16 protein-coding genes and 1 pseudogene are annotated in these 18,237 nt (G+C 64.4%); 13 read left to right on the forward strand and 4 right to left on the reverse strand.

The window, feature by feature from the left end; translation table 11 throughout:
- Positions 1-8: 8 nt before the first annotated feature.
- On the reverse strand, positions 9-935 hold the full coding sequence (locus ACLRDN_RS13145) for a LysR family transcriptional regulator (RefSeq protein WP_413456627.1): 927 nt from the start codon (positions 933-935) through the stop codon (positions 9-11).
- Positions 936-1,141: 206 nt separating this feature from the next.
- Between ACLRDN_RS13145 and ACLRDN_RS13150 the strand changes: the two genes are divergently transcribed.
- The 7 genes from ACLRDN_RS13150 (at position 1,142) to ACLRDN_RS13180 (ending at position 8,272) form a co-directional block, all read left to right on the forward strand.
- A complete protein-coding gene (locus tag ACLRDN_RS13150; protein ID WP_413456628.1) occupies positions 1,142-2,260 on the forward strand; it encodes a porin in 1,119 nt (372 codons plus the stop codon).
- An 87-nt stretch (positions 2,261-2,347) separates the two neighbouring features.
- Positions 2,348-3,400: an ABC transporter substrate-binding protein gene (locus ACLRDN_RS13155; RefSeq protein WP_413456629.1), complete on the forward strand. Its 1,053-nt coding sequence runs from the start codon at positions 2,348-2,350 to the stop codon at positions 3,398-3,400.
- A 78-nt stretch (positions 3,401-3,478) separates the two neighbouring features.
- Complete coding sequence (locus ACLRDN_RS13160) at positions 3,479-4,339, forward strand: ABC transporter permease (RefSeq protein WP_413456630.1); 861 nt, start codon at positions 3,479-3,481, stop codon at positions 4,337-4,339.
- The gene (locus ACLRDN_RS13165) at positions 4,336-5,115 is read left to right on the forward strand and encodes an ABC transporter permease (RefSeq protein WP_039785813.1); all 780 of its coding nucleotides are present in this window, start codon (positions 4,336-4,338) and stop codon (positions 5,113-5,115) included. Before ACLRDN_RS13160 ends, ACLRDN_RS13165 begins: the two co-directional genes overlap by 4 nt.
- Before the next feature lie 12 nt (positions 5,116-5,127).
- Entirely contained in the window at positions 5,128-6,141 is a 1,014-nt protein-coding gene (locus ACLRDN_RS13170; protein ID WP_413456631.1) for an ABC transporter ATP-binding protein, read from the forward strand.
- A gap of 29 nt (positions 6,142-6,170) precedes the next feature.
- Complete coding sequence (locus ACLRDN_RS13175) at positions 6,171-7,139, forward strand: nucleoside hydrolase (RefSeq protein ID WP_413456632.1); 969 nt, start codon at positions 6,171-6,173, stop codon at positions 7,137-7,139.
- Between the two features lie 53 nt (positions 7,140-7,192).
- Positions 7,193-8,272, forward strand: a complete 1,080-nt coding sequence (locus tag ACLRDN_RS13180) for an adenosine deaminase family protein (protein WP_413456633.1) — start codon at positions 7,193-7,195, stop codon at positions 8,270-8,272.
- Between the two features lie 19 nt (positions 8,273-8,291).
- On the opposite strand, the gene ACLRDN_RS13185 is transcribed toward ACLRDN_RS13180, so the two are convergent.
- On the reverse strand, positions 8,292-10,010 hold the full coding sequence (locus ACLRDN_RS13185; protein ID WP_413456634.1) for a methyl-accepting chemotaxis protein: 1,719 nt from the start codon (positions 10,008-10,010) through the stop codon (positions 8,292-8,294).
- Positions 10,011-10,333: 323 nt separating this feature from the next.
- Between ACLRDN_RS13185 and ACLRDN_RS13190 the strand changes: the two genes are divergently transcribed.
- From ACLRDN_RS13190 to ACLRDN_RS13205, 4 genes and pseudogenes are all read left to right on the forward strand, one after another.
- Positions 10,334-11,599 carry a multidrug effflux MFS transporter gene (locus tag ACLRDN_RS13190; protein ID WP_413456635.1) on the forward strand — a complete coding sequence of 422 codons (1,266 nt, stop codon included), beginning with the start codon at positions 10,334-10,336 and terminating at the stop codon, positions 11,597-11,599.
- A 66-nt stretch (positions 11,600-11,665) separates the two neighbouring features.
- On the forward strand, positions 11,666-11,869 hold the full coding sequence (locus ACLRDN_RS13195) for a hypothetical protein (protein WP_413456636.1): 204 nt from the start codon (positions 11,666-11,668) through the stop codon (positions 11,867-11,869).
- A gap of 196 nt (positions 11,870-12,065) precedes the next feature.
- Positions 12,066-12,362 carry a type II toxin-antitoxin system MqsR family toxin gene (locus ACLRDN_RS13200; RefSeq protein ID WP_413456637.1) on the forward strand — a complete coding sequence of 99 codons (297 nt, stop codon included), beginning with the start codon at positions 12,066-12,068 and terminating at the stop codon, positions 12,360-12,362.
- Position 12,363: 1 nt separating this feature from the next.
- Positions 12,364-12,762: pseudogene (locus ACLRDN_RS13205) on the forward strand (type II TA system antitoxin MqsA family protein); the annotation flags it as partial.
- A gap of 161 nt (positions 12,763-12,923) precedes the next feature.
- On the opposite strand, the gene ACLRDN_RS13210 reads toward ACLRDN_RS13205, so the two are convergent.
- Positions 12,924-15,332: a DNA polymerase II gene (locus tag ACLRDN_RS13210; RefSeq protein ID WP_413456638.1), complete on the reverse strand. Its 2,409-nt coding sequence runs from the start codon at positions 15,330-15,332 to the stop codon at positions 12,924-12,926.
- 213 nt (positions 15,333-15,545) lie between these two features.
- Here ACLRDN_RS13210 and ACLRDN_RS13215 point away from each other — a divergent pair, with 213 nt between their 5' ends.
- A complete protein-coding gene (locus ACLRDN_RS13215; protein WP_413456639.1) occupies positions 15,546-16,349 on the forward strand; it encodes a lysozyme inhibitor LprI family protein in 804 nt (267 codons plus the stop codon).
- A 135-nt stretch (positions 16,350-16,484) separates the two neighbouring features.
- Positions 16,485-16,691 carry a hypothetical protein gene (locus ACLRDN_RS13220; RefSeq protein ID WP_413456640.1) on the forward strand — a complete coding sequence of 69 codons (207 nt, stop codon included), beginning with the start codon at positions 16,485-16,487 and terminating at the stop codon, positions 16,689-16,691.
- 16 nt (positions 16,692-16,707) lie between these two features.
- On the opposite strand, the gene ACLRDN_RS13225 is transcribed toward ACLRDN_RS13220, so the two are convergent.
- Positions 16,708-18,120, reverse strand: a complete 1,413-nt coding sequence (locus ACLRDN_RS13225; protein ID WP_413456641.1) for a PLP-dependent aminotransferase family protein — start codon at positions 18,118-18,120, stop codon at positions 16,708-16,710.
- Positions 18,121-18,237: the final 117 nt, after the last annotated feature.

Raw genomic sequence — 18,237 nt, forward strand, 5'->3', positions numbered from 1 at the left:
GCGGGCCGTCAGAACCACTGGTTGGCCTGCTTCAGGTCGCTGCGCAGCTCGCGGAAGCAATGATCGGTCCAATGGCTGCGGCTGACTTCATTGCGGCGCATGAGGACGATCTTGCGTTTCAGGGTCGGCTGCCGCAGCGGGGCCACGTGCAGGCTGTCATCGCGCAGGTAGGTGGTGTAGAGGCTGGGCATGATGCCGATGGCAATGCCCGAGCGCACCACGCCGTAGAGCGATTCGCTGTGCACCACCTGGTAGCGCCGCGATGACGCCAGTCCGTGCTGCATCAGCGCTGCGGAAGCAAATTCCCACACGCTGCCCTGGGTGAAGAGCACGATCTCTTCCCCCGCCATCTGGCGCCACTGCACCTCCTTGGCCCCGGACAAGGGATGGCGGCGCGAGACGATCAAGACCAGTTCATCCTCGAACAGGGTCACCGTCTCCAGCGTCTGTGAAGACAGCGAATCGGGCGGCTTGATCCCCACGCAGAAATCGAGCTTGCCCGAATGCAGTGCATCGAGCAGGGCATCGTTGGGCATGTCCTGTAGCAGGATTTCCACATGTTCGTCATGCGCCTGGTTGTAGCGCGCGATCACCGCCGCCGTCAGCGTGACGGCCGAGGGAATCGCGCCGACCCGGATGCGATGGCGTCCGGTGCCGATGGCGTGCTCAATGTCGTCGAAGATGTTGCTGGCCGTATTGAGCAGGTGGCGGGCGTATTCCAGCACCACGCTGCCCTGCGCGGTCAGGCTGATCTGATGCGTGGTGCGGTCGAAAAGCCGCGTGCCGAGCTGGTTTTCGAGCTGCTTGATGGAAGCCGACAAGGCCGGCTGGGTCACCGCCAGGGCATCCGCTGCGCGGCTGAAACTGTTGGTGTCGGCCAGGGTGACCAGGGCCTGCAGATGGCGCAGGGTGACTTTCTGATTCAGTTTGATCATGGCAAGCCCGCAAAACAAGTTGGCAATCTCCCGGTCAATGCAGAATCAGCTGACGGGAAACGCGGCCTCGTTATAAATTGAATTTATGAAATTATAAATATAAACAAATTATATTATTTAACGTCTTGTCCTATCCTCCACACCGTTCTCAGCAAATTCCAACAATGAACGGTCTTATGGCCATCTTCAATACCACAGGGGCAGGCATGAAAAAACACTGGATGATAGGCGCGCTGGCCATTCCGGCAGCGCTGGCAGGCGCACAGGCACAGGCGCAGAGCAAGGTCGAGATCTACGGTCTCATCTCGGGCGGCGTGGGTTATCTCACCAACCAGGGCGGTCCGCACAACCTGGAGGCGCTCTCGGGCACCAACCAGAATCCGCGCATCGGCTTTCGCGGGCAGGAAGACCTGGGCGGCGGCACCCGCGCCATCTTCACGCTGGAAAACGGCTTCAACATGATGACCGGCGCCGCCTCGCAGAATGGCCGCCTGTTCGGTCGCCAGTCCTGGGTGGGCCTGGCCTCCAACAGCATGGGTACCCTGACGCTGGGCCGCCAGTACGAAGCGGTCAAGGACTACCTGGGCCCGGTGGTCATCGCCAGCAACGGCGTGCACATCGGTGACAACGACAACGGCTACAACAACCTGCGCGTGCAGAACTCGGTCAAGTATGTCAGCCCGATGTTCAACGACTTCAACGTCACCGCCTTGTATGGATTTGGCGAAGCCGCCGGTGATGCATCGGTCAACCGCGTCATGAGCATCGGCTCCGGCTACAAGGGCGGCAACTTCCGCTGGGCCGTGGCCTACACCCAGATGGACCAGCCCAACAGCAGCAAGAGCCCCGATGGCGCCATGGGCAACGACTACGCCAGTTCGCTGCTGATCTTCAACAAGAGCGCGGTCAACAGCTCGGCTGGCGTACGCCGCCAGCGCATCGCCGGCACCGGCGGTTTCTATACCGTAGGCAACACTGACTTCGGTGCCATGTACAGCAACGTCAAGTACGAATACCTGGACAACACCAAGCTGACGCTGCAGAACATCGACATCAACCTGGTGCATCACTACACGCCGGCCCTGAACCTGGGCGCGTCCTACTTCTACACCACCGGCAAGTACGACACCATCAACAAGAACCCGAAGTGGCACCAGATCAACCTGCAGGCGGACTACTTCCTCTCCAAGCGCACTGACGTGGCCATCACCTACAGCTACCAGCTGGCCGCCGGTGATGCGACCAAGGCCACCATCTTCGGCTTCCCTTCGTCCAGTGACAAGAAGCAGGCCGTGCTGATGCTGGGCATGCGTCACGTGTTCTAAGCATTACTTGTTCTCCCCAGGCCTGGCCAGTGGCTCCCGCGCTGGCCGGGCCTACAATATGCAGTTTTACCGGTATCAAGGATCGCCATGTTCAAGCCCGCTCGTTTCTCTCGTCCCTTCGCCGCCCTGGCCATGGCCGGTTTCGGCCTGTCCCTGCTGGCGGCCCCGGCCCACGCGGAAAAGCGCAAGCTGGTGCTGTCGGCGTATCCGATTTCCCAGCCGCTGTTCAACAAGCTGGTCTATGCCCCCTTCAAGGAAAAATGCGGCTGCGAGATCGTGGTGGAAACCGGCAACAATGCCGACCGCATCGCCAAGCTCGACGCCCGCCGCAACAATCCGGTGGTGGACCTGGTGCTGCTGTCGGACTTCGGCATGCTCGAAGCGGCGCGCAAGGGCCTGGTGCAGCCGCTGGACTATGCCAGGCTGAAGAATTACAGCCAGATCTATCCCTTCGCCCGCAATCCCATCGGCGGCAATTACGCGGTCGGCTACACCATTTATTCGGTCGGCCTGGTCTACCGCAGCGACAAGACGCGCGCCCCGCAATCCTGGAAAGACCTGTGGAGCCCCGAACTGAAGGGCCGCCTGGCACTGCCTGATGTCAGCACCACGCAAGGCCCGCTGGCCCTGCAGATGGCCGACCTGGCCTGGGGTGGCAAGGGCGGCGACTATGCCGCCGGCATGCAGAAGATCCTCTCGATCAAGAACAACGTGGTGACCTTCACCAAGAACAGTGCGCAATTGTCCTCGCTGTTTGCCCAGGACGAGATCTGGGTGGCGCCGGTAGCACGCTTCACCTGGTCGCAACTGATGAAGACCGGCATGCCGCTGAAATGGGCCATCCCCGCCGAGGGCCAGGCCGCCGGCATGAACGTGATGGGCATCGTCGCCAAATCGAAGAATGCCGACCTGGCCTACCAGTTGATGGATTTCTGGCTCTCCAAGGAGGTGCAGACGGCGCTGGCCATGGAACTGGTGGATTCGCCGGTCAATACGCAAGTCGTGCTGCCCAAGGACAAGGCCGAATTCAATACCTATGGCGGTGAACACATCGCCTCGCTCAAGTTCGTCAAGCCGGAAGACCTGCTGAAGTACCGCTCGGGCTGGCTGGAGCAGTGGAACAAGGGCATCAGCAAATAAGCTGAACACTTCATATCGTGGCGACGCCTGCCGGGTGCAGTGCGCCGCCCTTTTCTTTCCGGACCCCGTTAGCGCCCCATGCTTGCCTCTTCCAAATCACGCCTCGGACTGATGCTGGTCACGCCTGCGCTGATCTTCACATCGGTCTGTTTCCTGTTGCCGGTGGCAGCGTTGCTGCTGGATGCCTTCCGCATCGGCGGCCCCGACAGCCTCGACGGCGGCCCCCTGCAATGGAGCCTGGCCCGCTTCGCCGACTTCTTTGCCGAGCCGCTGCACCTGCAGGTGCTGTGGCGCACCCTGCGCATTGCCGCCCTGGTGACGCTCTGTTCGGCCCTGCTCTGCTATCCCGCTGCACAGGCCATCGTGCGCGTGCATGTGCGCTGGCGCGGGCTGGTGCTGGGCATGATGATCCTGCCGCTGATGGTCTCGCCCATTGCGCGCACCTATGCCTGGATCGTGCTGTTCGGACGCAATGGCGCGGTCAACGCGGTGCTGCTGCAGCTGGGACTGGCCGATGAACCGCAACGCCTGCTCTTCACCGAAATGGCGGTCTTTGTGGGCCTGCTGCAATTGCTGTTGCCGCTGATGCTGATGTCGCTGGTCAGCGCCATGGAAAACATTTCCGCCGACCTGGCGCTGGCCGCCTCCACGCTGGGCGCCAATGCCTGGCAGGTGTTCACCCGCGTGACCCTGCCGCTGACGCAGGAAGGTCTGATCGTCGGCGGCACCCTGGTCTTTACCGGCAGCGTCACGGCCTACGTCACCCCGGCGCTGCTGGGCGGACCCAAGGTCCTGATGCTGGAAACCCTGCTCTACCAGAAGGTCAGCGTGGAAAGTGATTTCGGCACCGCCAACGTGATCGCGGTGATCCTGGTGGCGATGACGCTGGCCGTCAACGCCGGTCTCAAACGTATTGCCGCTCCCCGGAGGACGACATGAAACAAGGACTCTTCCCGCGCGTGGTGCTGTGGGCCGTGATGCTGTTCCTGCTGGGCCCCTTCATCATCGTCTTCCTGGCCGGGTTCAGCGGTGGCGAAACGCTGGCCTTCCCGCCGCCCTCCTATTCGCTGCGCTGGATCGTATCGGTCTTGCAGGCCGAGGAATTCCGCCAGGCCTTCGGCACCAGCCTGCAGATCGGCTTGCTGGCCACCGTGATCGCGCTGCTGCTGGGCGTACCGGTAGCTTATGCGATGTCGCGCATGCCACCGCCGGGCATGGCGGTGATCAAGCAGGTGCTGACTTCACCGCTCATCATCCCCGCCATGCTGGTAGGCCTGGGCCTGTTGCGCCACTTCGTGCTGCTGGTCGATGCGCCGGTGTTCCTGGGCTTGCTGATCGGCCACGTCGGGCTGCTCACGCCCTATGCGGTGCGGGTGGTCTATTCCAGCCTGGCCAACCTGCGGGTCGATATCGAGGAAGCCGCCATCACGCTGGGGGCCACGCGCCTCCAGACCTTCCGGCTGGTGGTGCTGCCCAATATCCGGGGCGCGGTGATTGCGGCCTTCTTCCTGGCCTTCGTGACCTCCTTCAACCAGGTGCCGGTGTCGCTGTTCCTTACCGGTCCGGGCATCAGCACCCTGCCCATCGAGATGCTGGGCCACATGGAAAACAGTTTCGATCCCTCCATTGCGGCGCTGTCCACGCTGCTGGTGCTGTTCACCATGGCCTTCGTGCTGGTCACCGAGAAGGTGCTGGGCATTTCCAAATACATGTGATGTGAGAACCTGATGAGTTACCTGAATCTGCAGCAAGTGGCGCTCGGCTACGGCAACGCCAGGACCGCCGTGGAAGGCCTGGACCTGGCCGTGCAACGCGGCGAACTGATTTCACTGCTGGGCCCCAGCGGCTGCGGCAAGACTACCACCATGCGCGCCATCGCCGGCCTGATCGACCTGCGCGCCGGGCGCATCACGCTCGATGCCCGCGACATCAGCCGCCTGCCGCCCAACAAGCGCGACATCGGGCTGGTGTTCCAGTCCTATGCGCTGTTCCCGCACCTGAACGTGTTCGACAACGTGGCCTTCGGCCTGCGTTTGCGCAAGGTGCCGGCCGCCGAACTGCGCCAGCGCGTGGAAAAGGTCATCGCCGCCGTCGGCCTCAGCGGTTTTGAAGCGCGCCTGCCGGCGCAGATGTCGGGCGGCCAGCAACAGCGTGTGGCGCTGGCGCGCGCCATCGTGATCGAACCCAAGCTGCTGTTGCTGGATGAACCGCTGTCCAACCTCGATGCCAAGCTGCGCGTGCAGATGCGCGCCGAGCTGCGCCGCATCCAGCGTGAACTGGGCATCACCATGCTCTATGTGACCCACGACCAGGATGAAGCGCTGGCCATGTCGGACCGTATCGTGGTCATGAACAGCGGCAAGATCGAGCAGCTCGATACGCCCGAGCAGCTCTTCAATGCGCCGCGCACGCGCTTCGTGGCCAACTTCATGGGCTTCGAGAATCTGTTCGATTATCGCCACGGCCAGTTGCACGGCGCGGCAGGACAACTGCCGCTCGCCGGCCTGCCGGCCAACACCGCCTGTGCCGGCAGGCGCGTGCAGCAGGTGCAGGTCGGCAGCGGTCCCTACGAGGGGCGCGTGCTCTCGCGCGGCTTCCTCGGCGAGCATGTCGAATACCTGCTGCAGAGCGCCCTGGGCGAAGTTCGCGGCATGGCCCCGGCTGCGCAGGCATCGGCCCGCGAAGGCGACACCGTCCGCTTTGACCTGCCGGTGCAGGACGCGCTGGCCCTGGCCGCCTGAGCTCCCCTCCACCTTTGAAGAAGACAAACATGCACAAGATCTGGCTCGATACCGACCCCGGCTTTGACGACTGGCTGGCCATGCTGATGCTGTCGGCCAACCTGGAGGTGAACTGGCTGGGCGTGTCCGTGGTCGCGGGCAATGCGCCGCTGGTCACCACCTACGACAATGCGCTGCGCATCAAGCAGCACTACCAGCTCGACGTGCCCGTCTATGCGGGCTGCGAGCGGCCGCTCGCCGGTGCCGTGGAGACCGCGCAAGCCATCCTCGGTGAATCCGGCATGGCCACCACCGGTGAGGCCCTGCCCCAGGTCGACATTGCCGACCTGGAAGCACGCCAGTCGCGGCAACTGCTGCGCGACCCGCTGCCGCACGCGGTCGACGCCATGATCGAAGCGATCCGCCTGCATGCGGGCGAGATCACGCTCATGTGCATCGCCCCGCTGACCAATGTAGCCGTGGCCTTGCAGCGCGCGCCCGAGATCGCGGGCATGGTCAAGGAAATCATCCTCATGGGCGGCTCGGCCGACCAGGGCAATCACACCGCTGCCGCCGAATTCAATATCTATGCCGATCCGGAAGCGGCCGATGTGGTGTTCCGTTCCGGCATCCCGCTGCGCATGTTCGGCCTGAACCTGTGCCGCCAGCTGCTGGTGACGGCTGCCGAAGTGCAGCAGGTCAGGGCTTTGGGCACACCGCGCGCGAAGTGGCTGGCGGGCTACTTCGATGCCTACCTGCGCATCCGCAGTCCGGACGGCTCGGTGCCCATGCCGATGTATGACCCGGCGGTGGCCATCTGGCTCAAGCGTCCGGAATTGTTCAGCTTCCAGCCGGCGCGGGTGGACATCGAATTGCAGGGCCGCCTCACGCGCGGCATGACGGTGTGCGAATTCCGCGTGCCGCGCCGGGCCCAGGCCAATACCGAGGTCGCCATGACGGTCGATGGCCCGCGTGCCATGCAATGCATGATGCAGGAATTGCTGGGCAGCCTCTCCTGAAGGCGCCGCCCCCCAGCCCACTGGCCCCTGCCCTCTCTACTGATTTGCGTTTCATGACCTTCGACAACCACTTACAACAAGACACCGGCCCGCTCACGCTCGAACAATTCGTGCGCGCGCTGCCCAAGGTCGAACTGCATTGCCACCTCTTCGGCGCGGTGCGCCGCGAGACCTTCAGCGAGCTCTCCGCCCGCGCCGGTCATCCGGTCTCGCCGGAGGAGATCGAAGCCTTCTATACCCGCGGTGAAAAACCGGTCGGCGTGCTGCGCGTACTGCGCGCGCTGGACGCCGAGTTGATCCGCCAGCCCGACGACCTCTACCGCATCACCTACGAATACCTGCAGGATGCCCACGCCCACGGCGTGGCCTGGAGCGAATTCTTCTGGAACCCCACCGGCACGGTGCGCGTCTCCGGCATTGCCTATGCCGATGCGCAGGAGGCCATCGTGCGCGCCATCGTCGATGCCGAACGCGAGATCGGCATCATCGGCCGCCTGATCCCCAGCATCGACCGCGAGGCCAGTCCGGAAGAAGCCGTCGCCATGGTGCAGTGGATGCTGGCCGCACGCGCACCGCAAGTGGTGGGCATCGGCATGGATTACCGCGAGAACGACCGTCCGCCGGAATTGTTCGAAGCCGCCTACCGCCTGGCGCGCGAGGCTGGCCTCAAGACTACCGCCCATGCCGGTGAATTCGGCATGCCCTGGCACAACGTGGCCACGGCCATCGAGCTGCTGCAGGTGGACCGCATCGACCATGGCTACACCATCGTCGACAACCCCGATCTGATGCAGCGCTGCATCGACCGCGAGCTGGTCTTTACGGTGGTGCCGACCAATTCCTACTATCTGCGCACGCTGGCCCCGCAGCGCTGGGCGCAGGATCATCCGATTCGCCAGATGCTGGCGGCCGGGCTGCGCCTGCATCCCAACACCGATGATCCCACCCTGCACCTGGTCACGCCCACCGGCGCCTGGCTGATGATGCTGCAGCTCGGCGCTACGGTGGACGATTTCAAGGGATTCATGCGCAACGGGCTCGATGCCGCATGGATGGACGATGCCCGGCGCCACCAATGGCAGCAGTCCTGGAGCGAACGCTTCGATCAGTTGCGGGCCCGCCTGCAAGACTGAAACTGGGGGCCGCCCCGGTTCATGGCGATGGCGCAGCCCACGTTACCTCCACCGCCGCCTCGCCCTTCTCCAGCCGGAACCCCGCCAGCAGTTCTGCCATGCGCTCGCTGGCCAGGCGCATGGCTTCGGCCGCGGCCGAGGATTGCTGTACCAGGGCCACATTGCGCTGGGTAGCCTGATCGATGGCGCTGAACGCCTGGCTGATGCGGCGCGCGCCGGCCGATTGCCGTGTGCTGGCGCTGGCCATCTCGCCGATGACCAGATTGACCCGGCCGACCTGCGCCACCACCTCCTGCATGGTGCGCCCGGCCGCTTGCGCGCGCCGGCTGCCCTGGTTGATGCCGGCCATCGCCTCGCCCAGCAGCGCCCTGATCTCCTGGGCGGCATCGGCCGAGCGCCTGGCCAACTGCCGCACTTCATCGGCCACCACCGCAAAACCCTGTCCGTGGCTACCGGCATGGGCTGCCTCGACCGCGGCATTCAAGGCCAGCAGATTGGTCTGGGAGGCCATGCCATCCAATTTCGCCACGATCTCTTCGATGCGCCCGGCCGCCAGGTGCACGGCATGCATGTTGCCCACCATCTCGCTGACGGCCACGCCGCCCTCCAGTGCCGCCTGTCCGGCCGACCGCGCCAGAGTGCAGGCGCGCTGCGCGCGGGCTGCACTCTGCTGGACGGCGTCGTTCAACTGTTCCATGGCGGCGGCGGTCTGGCGCAGCGATCCGGCCTGCTGGGTCGCCCGGGTGGACAGGTGCAGCGCGCCATCGGCGATCTCCCCGGCCGAGCCGCGCATGACCTGTGCCCCATGCCGCACCTCCCGTACCAGGTGGCTCAAGCCCTGCAGCATGTCCTGCAGGGAGGACAGCAGCAGTCCGGTCTCTCCCCTGAAGCCGCCCTCGATGCGTGCGCACAGGTCGCCCTTGGCCACGCGCGAAGCCACCTGGGCCGCCTGCGACAGGGGACCGGCCACCAGCCGATAGAGACTGGCCACGCTCACCGCCATCACCACCAGCAGCAAGCCGGCCACCTCCGCCACGGCGGTATCGAGGCGCTCGCGGGCCTGATGCGCCTGCGCAATCTCTTGCCAGGTGCGCGTGTCCAGCAGGACCTGCAGCGCCTCCAGCGGCCGCATCATGCTGGCACGCGCCAGTTCATAACGGGGCTCGTGAAGCAGGCGGCGCGCCTGTTCCAGCAGGTCTTCACGGATGGCCGCATCGAGCTGCGCGCGGTCCCGCACATGCCGCCGAACCAGTTCCATGGCGCGCAACTCGGTGGCCGCCACTACCCCGGAGCGGCTGCGCACTTCGGCCATCTTGTTCAACTCATCGCGGCTGAAACCGGCCTGCTGCATCAATTCCCCCAATGACACGATCACGGCACTGTCCGCACGCGGGGGGCGGCCATCGGCATCCACCAAATCCCAGTAGATGCGCTCGTAGTGTTCCGGGCGAGGGCGGCGGCCGTCGCGGATTTCCGTAATGGCCTGGTACTGGCGTTCGGCCTCGTGATCGCCCGTGGCCGCAAAACTGCGGGCCAGGCGCGTGAGGTCATCGGCCCCCTGGCGCAGTTCGGCCACCAGCCGCTGCGCGTGTTCGCGCCGGGCGTAGGCGCTGGCCACGCCGTCCTCAGCCTCCGAGGCCGCCACCGACAGGGCGATCAGCAGCGCCAGCAGCAAGGTGAGCACCAGGCTCAGTGCCGCCACGATCTGCCGCATGGAAAAATATTTGTAGATGGACATGCTCCCCTCGCTGGTTCGTCTGACGATGCCGCACCTTCGGCCCGCGCGCGCTGTGGCGCCGAGGGCGGGTACGGCAAACGGACGATACGTGGGGCGCTCTGCCTTGTGCGGAAGGGAGCAAATATGCTGAAGCAATTTCGAATTACTTCGCTTTTTTTGTCGAAATAATTTGAATTTCTCTCTAAAACTATCCGATTACTTGCCAAATAATTCGGCTCATTTTTCTACTATCCGTGACAGTTTTTCAACGAAAGAGCGAGCGCCAGCAGAAAAACGCACCAAGGTTCACAATAGCGGTCTTTGCGATGCAGCCTCCCTTCTCCATGAACCCTGTCAGTCCCGCCGCGCGGCATCTGCCGCGCCATCCGCCGAACCATCCCAAGTTCCTGCTGTTCCTGATCTGTGCCTTTGCCTCGGCCGGCCAGCTGGCCATCGACCTCTACGTGCCGGCCCTGCCGGAGATGGCGGTCGACTATGCCACCTCGGCCCAGGCGATCCAGACCAGCGTGACCGGCTACCTGATTGCCTATGCCTTCGGGCAGCTGGTGTTCGGGCCACTGGCCGATGCCTACGGACGCAAGCGCATCCTGATCCTGGGGCTGGGTCTCTTCACGCTGGGCTGCGTGCTCTCGCTGGCCGCACCGAACCTGGAAACCTTCGTCGCGGCGCGGGTGCTGCAGGGCTTTGGCATTGCAGCTACCAACCTGCTGGCCAAGGCCATCATCACCGACTCCTTCACCGGCCAAACCCTGGTGCATGCCTACACCTACATGGCCATCGCCTGGGGGCTGGCGCCGATCATCGCGCCGGTGATCGGCGCGCACCTGCAGGAAGCCTTCGGCTGGCGCTCCTGCCTGGTGTTCCTGCTGGTGTATTCGTTTGCCATGTGGGCCATCCTGTGGAAGTACCGGGAGACACTGGCCCAGCCGGTGCACCTGCATCCGGCCACCCTCCTCAAGAATGCGCGCATGGTGCTGGCCAGCCCGGTGTTCCAGAGCTGCTTCCTGGCGCAGGGCCTGTGCTACAGCATCCTGCTGGTGTTCAACATCGTCGGTCCTTTCATGGTGCAGAACACCTTGCACCAGCCGCCGACCTTCTTCGGCTACCTGGCCCTGGCCATCGGGATGATGTATTTCCTGGGCGGCATCTCCAACCGCATCCACCATCGCCGCCTGCCCTCGGCCGAACAGCGGCTGCGCATCGGCGCGCGCGTCATGACGGCGGCCGCCTTCGCCATGCTGGCGCTGGCCTTGCTGGTCGGACTGACGGTGTGGACCCTCATCACGCCGGTGCTGGTGATGGCCTTCTGCGCGGGGGCCATGTATCCCACGCTCATGGCCAAGGGCAATTCGATTTTCCCGCACATTGCCGGACTGACCAGCGCCATCCTGGGCTTTGCGCTGCTACTGGTGTCCTCGGGGATGATGGGGCTGGCCGGTTTCGTCTCCATCCATAGCCTGACACCGCTGGCGTTGTTCTTCTGCATCGTCGGGCTGACCGTCATCGCCATGGTGGGCAAGCTGCTGCAGCACCTGCAGGCGCCGGCAGTCCCCGAAGCGTTGCAAATCCGGCCATCAGAAAAACCCTGATACCGGCAGAATGGCAAGAGGCATACGATGCACCCATCGACACTGATTCATTGCCCGGAGAACCCCATGGCCATCATCCAGACCCTGTTGCATATCGCCAGCTATCTTGCCGCGTTCTACGCCCTTTACCTGCTGGCGGGCAGCCTGGCGTTCGGGGCCGTGCTGTGGCAGAAGGTCTACAGCAAGTCGCAGCGCCAGCCCGTGCCGGTGCGCGTGCGTGTGCAGCACGAACGCATCGAGGGCCGTGAGCGTGATTCGCATTACCGCTGAATCGTGAACGCAGTGATGCGTCAACCGTAGACAATCACTGTTGGCGTGCAGGTCAGCCAAGGGCTGGATTCATTGAATCCGGCCCTTTGTCTTTGGGCTATCCGTGCAAGACGGAGACGGTCCAAGCCACTACAGGCAAGATACGGCGCAAGATAACCTAGTTGGTGCAATACACGTACTAGGTTATACTCCGTTCATGGAAAAGAATTCGCCTCACTGCCCGCTTTCGACCGTCCGCGACTTGATCAGGCAGCAGCGCGTCGCTGCGACCCATACGGCAAAAGCAGGTGCGGCGGCTCTTGGCCTGGGCTTCATTGAGATGCTCGAGGTGGTGATGGCGCTGACCGAAGGCGACTTTCACAAAGCCATGACCACCTACGCGGATGACAAGGTTTGGCAGGATGTCTACAAACCGATGACCCACGTAGGCCAGCTCTACGTCAAGCTGACCGTGGTGAATTCCCTGCTGATTGTTTCCTTCAAGGAGAAATGAGATGAAATGCCCCACCTGCGGTGCCGCTGAAATGGTGCACGATACCCGTGACCTACCCTATACCTACAAGGGCGAAACCACGACCATCTCAGCTGTAACGGGTGATTTCTGCCCGGCCTGCGGCGAGTCCATCACCGACTTCGCCGAGTCGTCCCGCGTCTCTGCCGACATGCTGGCCTTCAACAGGGAGGTGAACGCCACCCGCATTGAACCGGCAGAGATTGCCGAAACGCGCGTAGCGCTCAAACTCAGCCAGCGCGATGCAAGCGTGCTGTTCGGAGGCGGCATCAATGCCTTCAACCGATACGAGGCTGGCGCCACGCGACCGCCCCTTTCGCTGGTACAGCTGCTGCGCCTGCTGCGCAATCATCCCGAGTTGCTTGAAGAAGTGCGGACAAATTCCCCGGCCGCTGCCCAAGCCCTCCCCTTGGGCATGAAGCAGCCCATGGCGAAGCCGCTCCCGGCAGCACTGCGCCGCTGATCTGCATCAAACCCGCAACCGGGCGAGCCGCAAGAAGCCAAGATGCTCTTGTAGCCTCATCGGGAGGCGCGTTTCAGACCTTAAAACAATTCCTGCTGCGGCGAAGTCACCGCAACAAAACTGTCTCCCACGAAGACCAGGATGGCATCGGCCACCGGGGCCAGCTGGCGCTCCAGGTAGTGGCCGTAGTCGATGGCGGCGCGGCGCTTTTCCAGCGGCTCGGGGCCAGCGGTCGTCATGACGTAGTTGATCCAGCCGCCTTGCTGGTATTGCAGCGGACGTCCGCCCTCCTCGTTGACCTGGTCGGCCATGCGGGCTGCGCGCACGTGTGGCGGGACGTTCTTTTCGTAATGGTCGAGCTGGCGGCGCAGGCGCTTGCGATAGACCAGCAATTCATCGAGCCTCCCCGCCAGCAGGTCCGCCACATAGTGGGTGATGAAATCGCGATAGGGCTCACCCCGGAAAATGCGCAGGTACAGCGCCTGCTGGAAGCGCTGCGCCAGCGGCGACCAGTCGGTGCGCACCGTTTCCAGCCCTTTGTAGGTCACCTTGTCCTCGCCCTCACTGGTGCGCACGTAGCCGGCGTAACGCTTCTTGCTGCCGGTATCGGCTCCGCGCACATGCGGCATCAGGAAGCGCTGGTAATGAACCTCGAACTGCAGTTCCAGCGCGCTTTCCAGCTGATACTGGCTGGCCAGGTGGGAGCGCCACCAGTCATTGATGCGCGCGGTCAGCTCCAGTCCGATCCGGCGCGCCGCTTCATCGCCATGCGGCTGGCGCAGCCAGACGAAGGTGGAATCGGTATCGCCATAGATGACTTCGTAACCCGCCTCCTCGATCAGCTCGCGCGTGCGATGCATGATCTCGTGCCCGCGCCGGGTAATCGACGAGGCCAGGCGTGAATCGAAGAAGCGGCAGCCGGTCGAACCCAGCACGCCGTAGAAGGAGTTCATGATGATCTTCAGCGCCTGCTGCAGCGGCTTGTTGCCGTGCGCCTTGGCGGCTTCGCGCCCCTGCCAGATCTGTTCGATGATGGCCGGCAGGCTGTGGCTGCGGCGTGAGAAGCGCGCACCGTTGTAGCCGGGCACGGTCTGGCTTTCCGGTTCGTTCAAGGTGCCATCGACCAGCCCCACCGGATCGATCAGGAAGCTGCGGATGATGCTGGGATACAGGCTCTTGTAGTCCAGCACGATCACCGAGTCATACAGCCCCGCGCGCGACTCCATCACGAACCCGCCCGGACTGGCCAGCGCCTCGGCGTCGCCCAGGTTGGGCGCCACATAGCCCTTGCGATGCATGTGCGGCAGGTACAAGTGCGTGAAAGCCGCCACGGAACCGCCGCTGCGGTCGGCCTGCAGCCCGGTCACGCTGGCGCGTTCCAGCAGGAAGGAGAGAATGTCGGTCTTCTCGAAGATGCGCGTAACCAGTTCGCAATCCTTGAGGTTGTAGGTGGCCAGGGCCGCCTTGTCCTCGTTGAACATGCGGTCGATCTCATCCATGCGCTGGTAAGGAGTGGCAATGGCCTTGCCTTCTCCCAGCAGGGATTGCGCCACGTTCTCCAGGCTGAAAGAAGGGAAATTCCAGAAGGCGCCACGCAGGCTTTCGATCCCGTCGATCACCAGGCGGCCCGCTGCATTGACCAGCAGGTGGTTGGCGCGCATGCCGTGCTCGCGCCATTCCAGCACCCGTCCGCCACGGCCCAGGCGCAGGGTGGTCTGGTATTTCTGGGCCTGCTTCTGCAGCACGTTGAGGTCGAACTGGATCAGGTTCCAGCCAATGAGCGCATCCGGATCATGGCGGGCGATCCAGGCATTGAGGCAGTCGATCAGGTCCTTGCGGCTCTGGCAGAACTGCAGATCGAAGTCCACTGACTCCAACGCGCCGCTGGATGGCCCCAGCGCATAGACGCTGCGCTGGCCGCAACCTTCGATGGCGATGCTGTAGAGCTCGCCCTGCCAGCTGGTTTCGATATCCAGCGATGCCAGCTTCAGGGGCGGGCGATAGCCGGGCAAGGCGCGGATGCGTGCCTCTGCCAGCACGCCGTGGCCATCGTCCACGCCCGTGAACGCCAGGGGCGCATTGATGAAGCGCTCCATCAGGTAGCGTTCGGGCGGGCGGATGTCGGCCTCGTAGACGCTGATGCCGGCGGCCACCAGGGTCTTTTCCATCTTGAGCAGCTTGCGGTACTGGCGCGCATACAAGCCCAGCACCGGCCGCTGGCTGACATCCTTCAAATGTTCCAGGGCGCGCAGTTCCATGCCGGGCTCGTTGGCAATCAGGGCCTGTACGCGCTCGGCCTGCGCCTGCGGCACGAAGGCCACGGCCGTCTGCGGCGGCAGGCGCAGGCATTGCGGACCGTCGTCGGTGGCCACCCACAGCTCGATCTCCACCCCGGCCGGCGTATCGCGCCAGTGCCGGGACAGCAGGAAGCCGGCGCGCTCGCCGGGGCGCAGGGAAGCAGCAGGAAGAGAAGCGTCGGGGTCAGTCACCGTCAGTCTTGGGGCGTGCGGATGGAGTCGGGATTCTACTTGGATGTGCGCCCGCTTGCGCGAAGGTCGCACGGGCAATTGTGAAGAAGGCCCAACATGGTTTTTCAGCTGCAAAGATTTTAAAAAAATTCCCTGTCTTCTCCGCGTTTTGGGCCCCCGATGGCGGTGCGATGCTGGCGCCCATCACGTCCCCGCAATACGGAGAGTCTCGCCATGAAAACCCTGCCCCTCATCCTCCTGTTCAGCAGCGCCAGCGTGCTGGGTGCACTGCAACTCCAGCCCGCCCGCGCCGCCAGCTTCGATTGCAGCCGCGCCGGGTCGGCCAATGAAAAGACCATCTGCCGCGATGCCGAGCTCTCGGCGCTGGACGATCAACTGGGCCGCACCTATCGCCGTGCGCGCGAGATGGCCGGCGACGTGCGGGCGTTCCGTAGCGCCAGCGACGCGCAATGGCGCTGGCGGGAAGAACATTGCCGCGACCGCGATTGCCTGCTGGCCTGGTATCAACGCCGCCAGGGCGAGCTGCAGGCCTTGGCAGCGCCCACAGCCAATGACAAGCCGAAGGCCGCCGCCAGCGCGCCGGCGCCTGCCCTGGCGGCGGTGGCGCCGCGTCAGCCGGAAGCCATCCCGCTGCCTGCGGTGCCAACCCTGCGGCTGGCCCTGGATACGCGCCAGATCGACCACCTGGCCCCCGCCGGCAGCATGCCCTGGCCGCATTACGCGCGTGCCGAGCATGGCCAGTACTTCTATCGTGATCCGGACGCGGGCGACACGCAGCCCTTGGTGGCGGTGCGCTACTACGGCATGGAAAACGGCCAGTACATCCTCGAAGCCGTGCGCGGCCAGACCGTGCTGCGCTATACCTGCAGCGCCGATTGCCGCTACATCGCCCAGCTGGTGCTCCCCGGCGACGTGGAAAAGGACACGGTGATCGTCAGCAATGACCGCGCCTCGCTGCCGGCGCTGATCGTGGCCGATGCCCTCAATGGCTTGCTGGCCCCGATGCAGTCCCGCTAGCGCCAAGGCTGAGTTTGCGCACTTGTCCTACACGGGATTGCGAAGGCGGATGACAGGCAGCAGCAAGCGCTACGGGCATACTGCGCAGCATCGAGCATGGTGCGCATGCTCCCCTTGCCCTGGCGAGAAGCTCCTATGAAGAAAATCGAATTCGACGGTTACCTGCTGGTCTACCAGGCCGATGACAGCGAAGGCCGCTGGAAAGGCTCCTACGCGATCCTGAAGGATCGCGCAGAAATCACCCGGGGCTCCCTGCCCCTGGCGGCACACTCCGAAGACGAAGCCGTCGGCGAGATCCTGGCGGCTGCGCGGCGCCAGACCCGCAGCGCCCTGGCCGCCTAGCCCTCACTCGCTCCTGCTACACCACGACTTCCCGCAAGCTGCGGCGATGGGCCAGCTCCATCAGCCGCCGCAAGGCGTGGACCAGCTCAAAGCGGCTGCGCGAACGCCCCAGCGAAATGCGGATGTGCGGCACCATCCCGCGTTGAGCCTCGCTGTCGCCCGCCTGGAAACTGGCCTGCGAAACCACGTTCAACCCGGCCTCCCTGGCACGGCCCACGAAATCCTGTCCCTTCCAATGTGCCGGCAGCGCCTTCCAGAGATGGATGCCGCCGCTCTCGGCGAAGCTCTCATCGCCCAGCGTACGCAAGGCCAGCTCCTGCCGCGCCCAGGCTTCCTGGCGGATGCCCTCGGCCAGCGTGGCGGCGGTGCCATCATGTATCCATTGGGTCGACAGCGCCGTGGTCAGCGGCGTGGACATCAGCACGAAGGAGCGCAATGCCGCCAGCACCTCTTCCTGGCCTTGTCCTTCCGGGGTGAGCACGTAGGCGGTGCGCAATCCCGGCAACAGGCACTTGGCCAGCGTGGACACGTAAAACACGTGCCGTGGCGCATAGTACGCCAGCGGCTTGGGCGCATGCACGGCAAAGCGCCAGTAGGGATCATCCTCGATGATGCGCAGGTCCAGCCGCGTGGCGACCGCGGCGATCTCGGCGCGGCGCGTGGCCGGCATGGTGTGGGTGGTCGGGTTCTGCAGGGTGGGATTGAGATAGACCAGCCGCGCACCGTGCTTGCGCACCATGGTCGTGAGCAGGTCGGGACGCATGCCTTCATGATCGACGCCCACCGCCACCACGCGCCGCCCCAGTTGCGCCGCCGCTGCCAGCAAGCCGGGATAGGCCAGCGGTTCGGCCAGGATGGCATCGCCCGGCCGGGTCTGTGACAGCAGCAAGGCCGCCAGGGCCGACTGCGCCCCCGGGCAGGCCAGCACCCGGCTGTCATCGACCGATCCCAGCATGTCGTGCAGCCACATGGCCCCCGCCGCCCGGTCGGTGCTGCTGCCGCCGCCCAGGTGATAAGTCATCAGCAGATCGACATCGCTGTGCATCAGCACCTGTGACACGCCCTGGCGCAGCAGGTCGTCCAGGTCAATACCGGTCGGGGGCGGCGGAATGTTCATCGACAAGTCGATCACCTGGCTCAGGTCCACCTTGGGCGCGGCCACGAAGGTGCCGGCCGCGCCGCGTCCTTCGAGCAGCTGGCGGCGGCGCGCCTCGCCATAGGCGCGCGTGACCGTGGTGAGATCGACCTGCAGCCGCTCGGCCAGCATGCGTTGCGGCGGCAGGCGGTCACCCGGCTTGAGCCGTTCATCGGCAATGGCCTGCTCCATGAAGCCGACGATCTGCAGGTAGCGCGGCCCGCCCTGGGCAGAAAAGCGGGCGATCCAGTGCAGGGAGGGATCTGTTACGTGCGGCGGTTGCGGTTTGGCCATGAGCATCCTGGGTGAAGTTGTCCGCAGGCGCAGGCTGCGGATCGGCCGTCTAGTATGGATGCATGGCCAGCAAAAATCCATACATCGCAACTTCCCCTTGTGCCAAGGCCTTGCGGG

The sequence above is a fragment of the Herbaspirillum huttiense genome, from assembly GCF_047300815.1.
Classification (GTDB): Bacteria; Pseudomonadota; Gammaproteobacteria; order Burkholderiales; family Burkholderiaceae_D; genus Herbaspirillum; species Herbaspirillum huttiense_A.

Excerpts from the sequence above, each read along its gene's own strand:
- ACLRDN_RS13145 (WP_413456627.1), bottom strand. The coding sequence starts at position 935 with ATGATCAAACTGAATCAGAAAGTCACCCTGCGCCATCTGCAGGCCCTG.
- ACLRDN_RS13175 (WP_413456632.1), top strand. The coding sequence starts at position 6,171 with ATGCACAAGATCTGGCTCGATACCGACCCCGGCTTTGACGACTGGCTG.
- ACLRDN_RS13170 (WP_413456631.1), top strand. The coding sequence starts at position 5,128 with ATGAGTTACCTGAATCTGCAGCAAGTGGCGCTCGGCTACGGCAACGCC.
- ACLRDN_RS13165 (WP_039785813.1), top strand. The coding sequence starts at position 4,336 with ATGAAACAAGGACTCTTCCCGCGCGTGGTGCTGTGGGCCGTGATGCTG.
- ACLRDN_RS13215 (WP_413456639.1), top strand. The coding sequence starts at position 15,546 with ATGAAAACCCTGCCCCTCATCCTCCTGTTCAGCAGCGCCAGCGTGCTG.
- ACLRDN_RS13160 (WP_413456630.1), top strand. The coding sequence starts at position 3,479 with ATGCTTGCCTCTTCCAAATCACGCCTCGGACTGATGCTGGTCACGCCT.
- ACLRDN_RS13180 (WP_413456633.1), top strand. The coding sequence starts at position 7,193 with ATGACCTTCGACAACCACTTACAACAAGACACCGGCCCGCTCACGCTC.
- ACLRDN_RS13225 (WP_413456641.1), bottom strand. The coding sequence starts at position 18,120 with ATGGCCAAACCGCAACCGCCGCACGTAACAGATCCCTCCCTGCACTGG.
- ACLRDN_RS13155 (WP_413456629.1), top strand. The coding sequence starts at position 2,348 with ATGTTCAAGCCCGCTCGTTTCTCTCGTCCCTTCGCCGCCCTGGCCATG.
- ACLRDN_RS13190 (WP_413456635.1), top strand. The coding sequence starts at position 10,334 with ATGAACCCTGTCAGTCCCGCCGCGCGGCATCTGCCGCGCCATCCGCCG.
- ACLRDN_RS13185 (WP_413456634.1), bottom strand. The coding sequence starts at position 10,010 with ATGTCCATCTACAAATATTTTTCCATGCGGCAGATCGTGGCGGCACTG.
- ACLRDN_RS13150 (WP_413456628.1), top strand. The coding sequence starts at position 1,142 with ATGAAAAAACACTGGATGATAGGCGCGCTGGCCATTCCGGCAGCGCTG.
- ACLRDN_RS13220 (WP_413456640.1), top strand. The coding sequence starts at position 16,485 with ATGAAGAAAATCGAATTCGACGGTTACCTGCTGGTCTACCAGGCCGAT.
- ACLRDN_RS13200 (WP_413456637.1), top strand. The coding sequence starts at position 12,066 with ATGGAAAAGAATTCGCCTCACTGCCCGCTTTCGACCGTCCGCGACTTG.
- ACLRDN_RS13195 (WP_413456636.1), top strand. The coding sequence starts at position 11,666 with ATGGCCATCATCCAGACCCTGTTGCATATCGCCAGCTATCTTGCCGCG.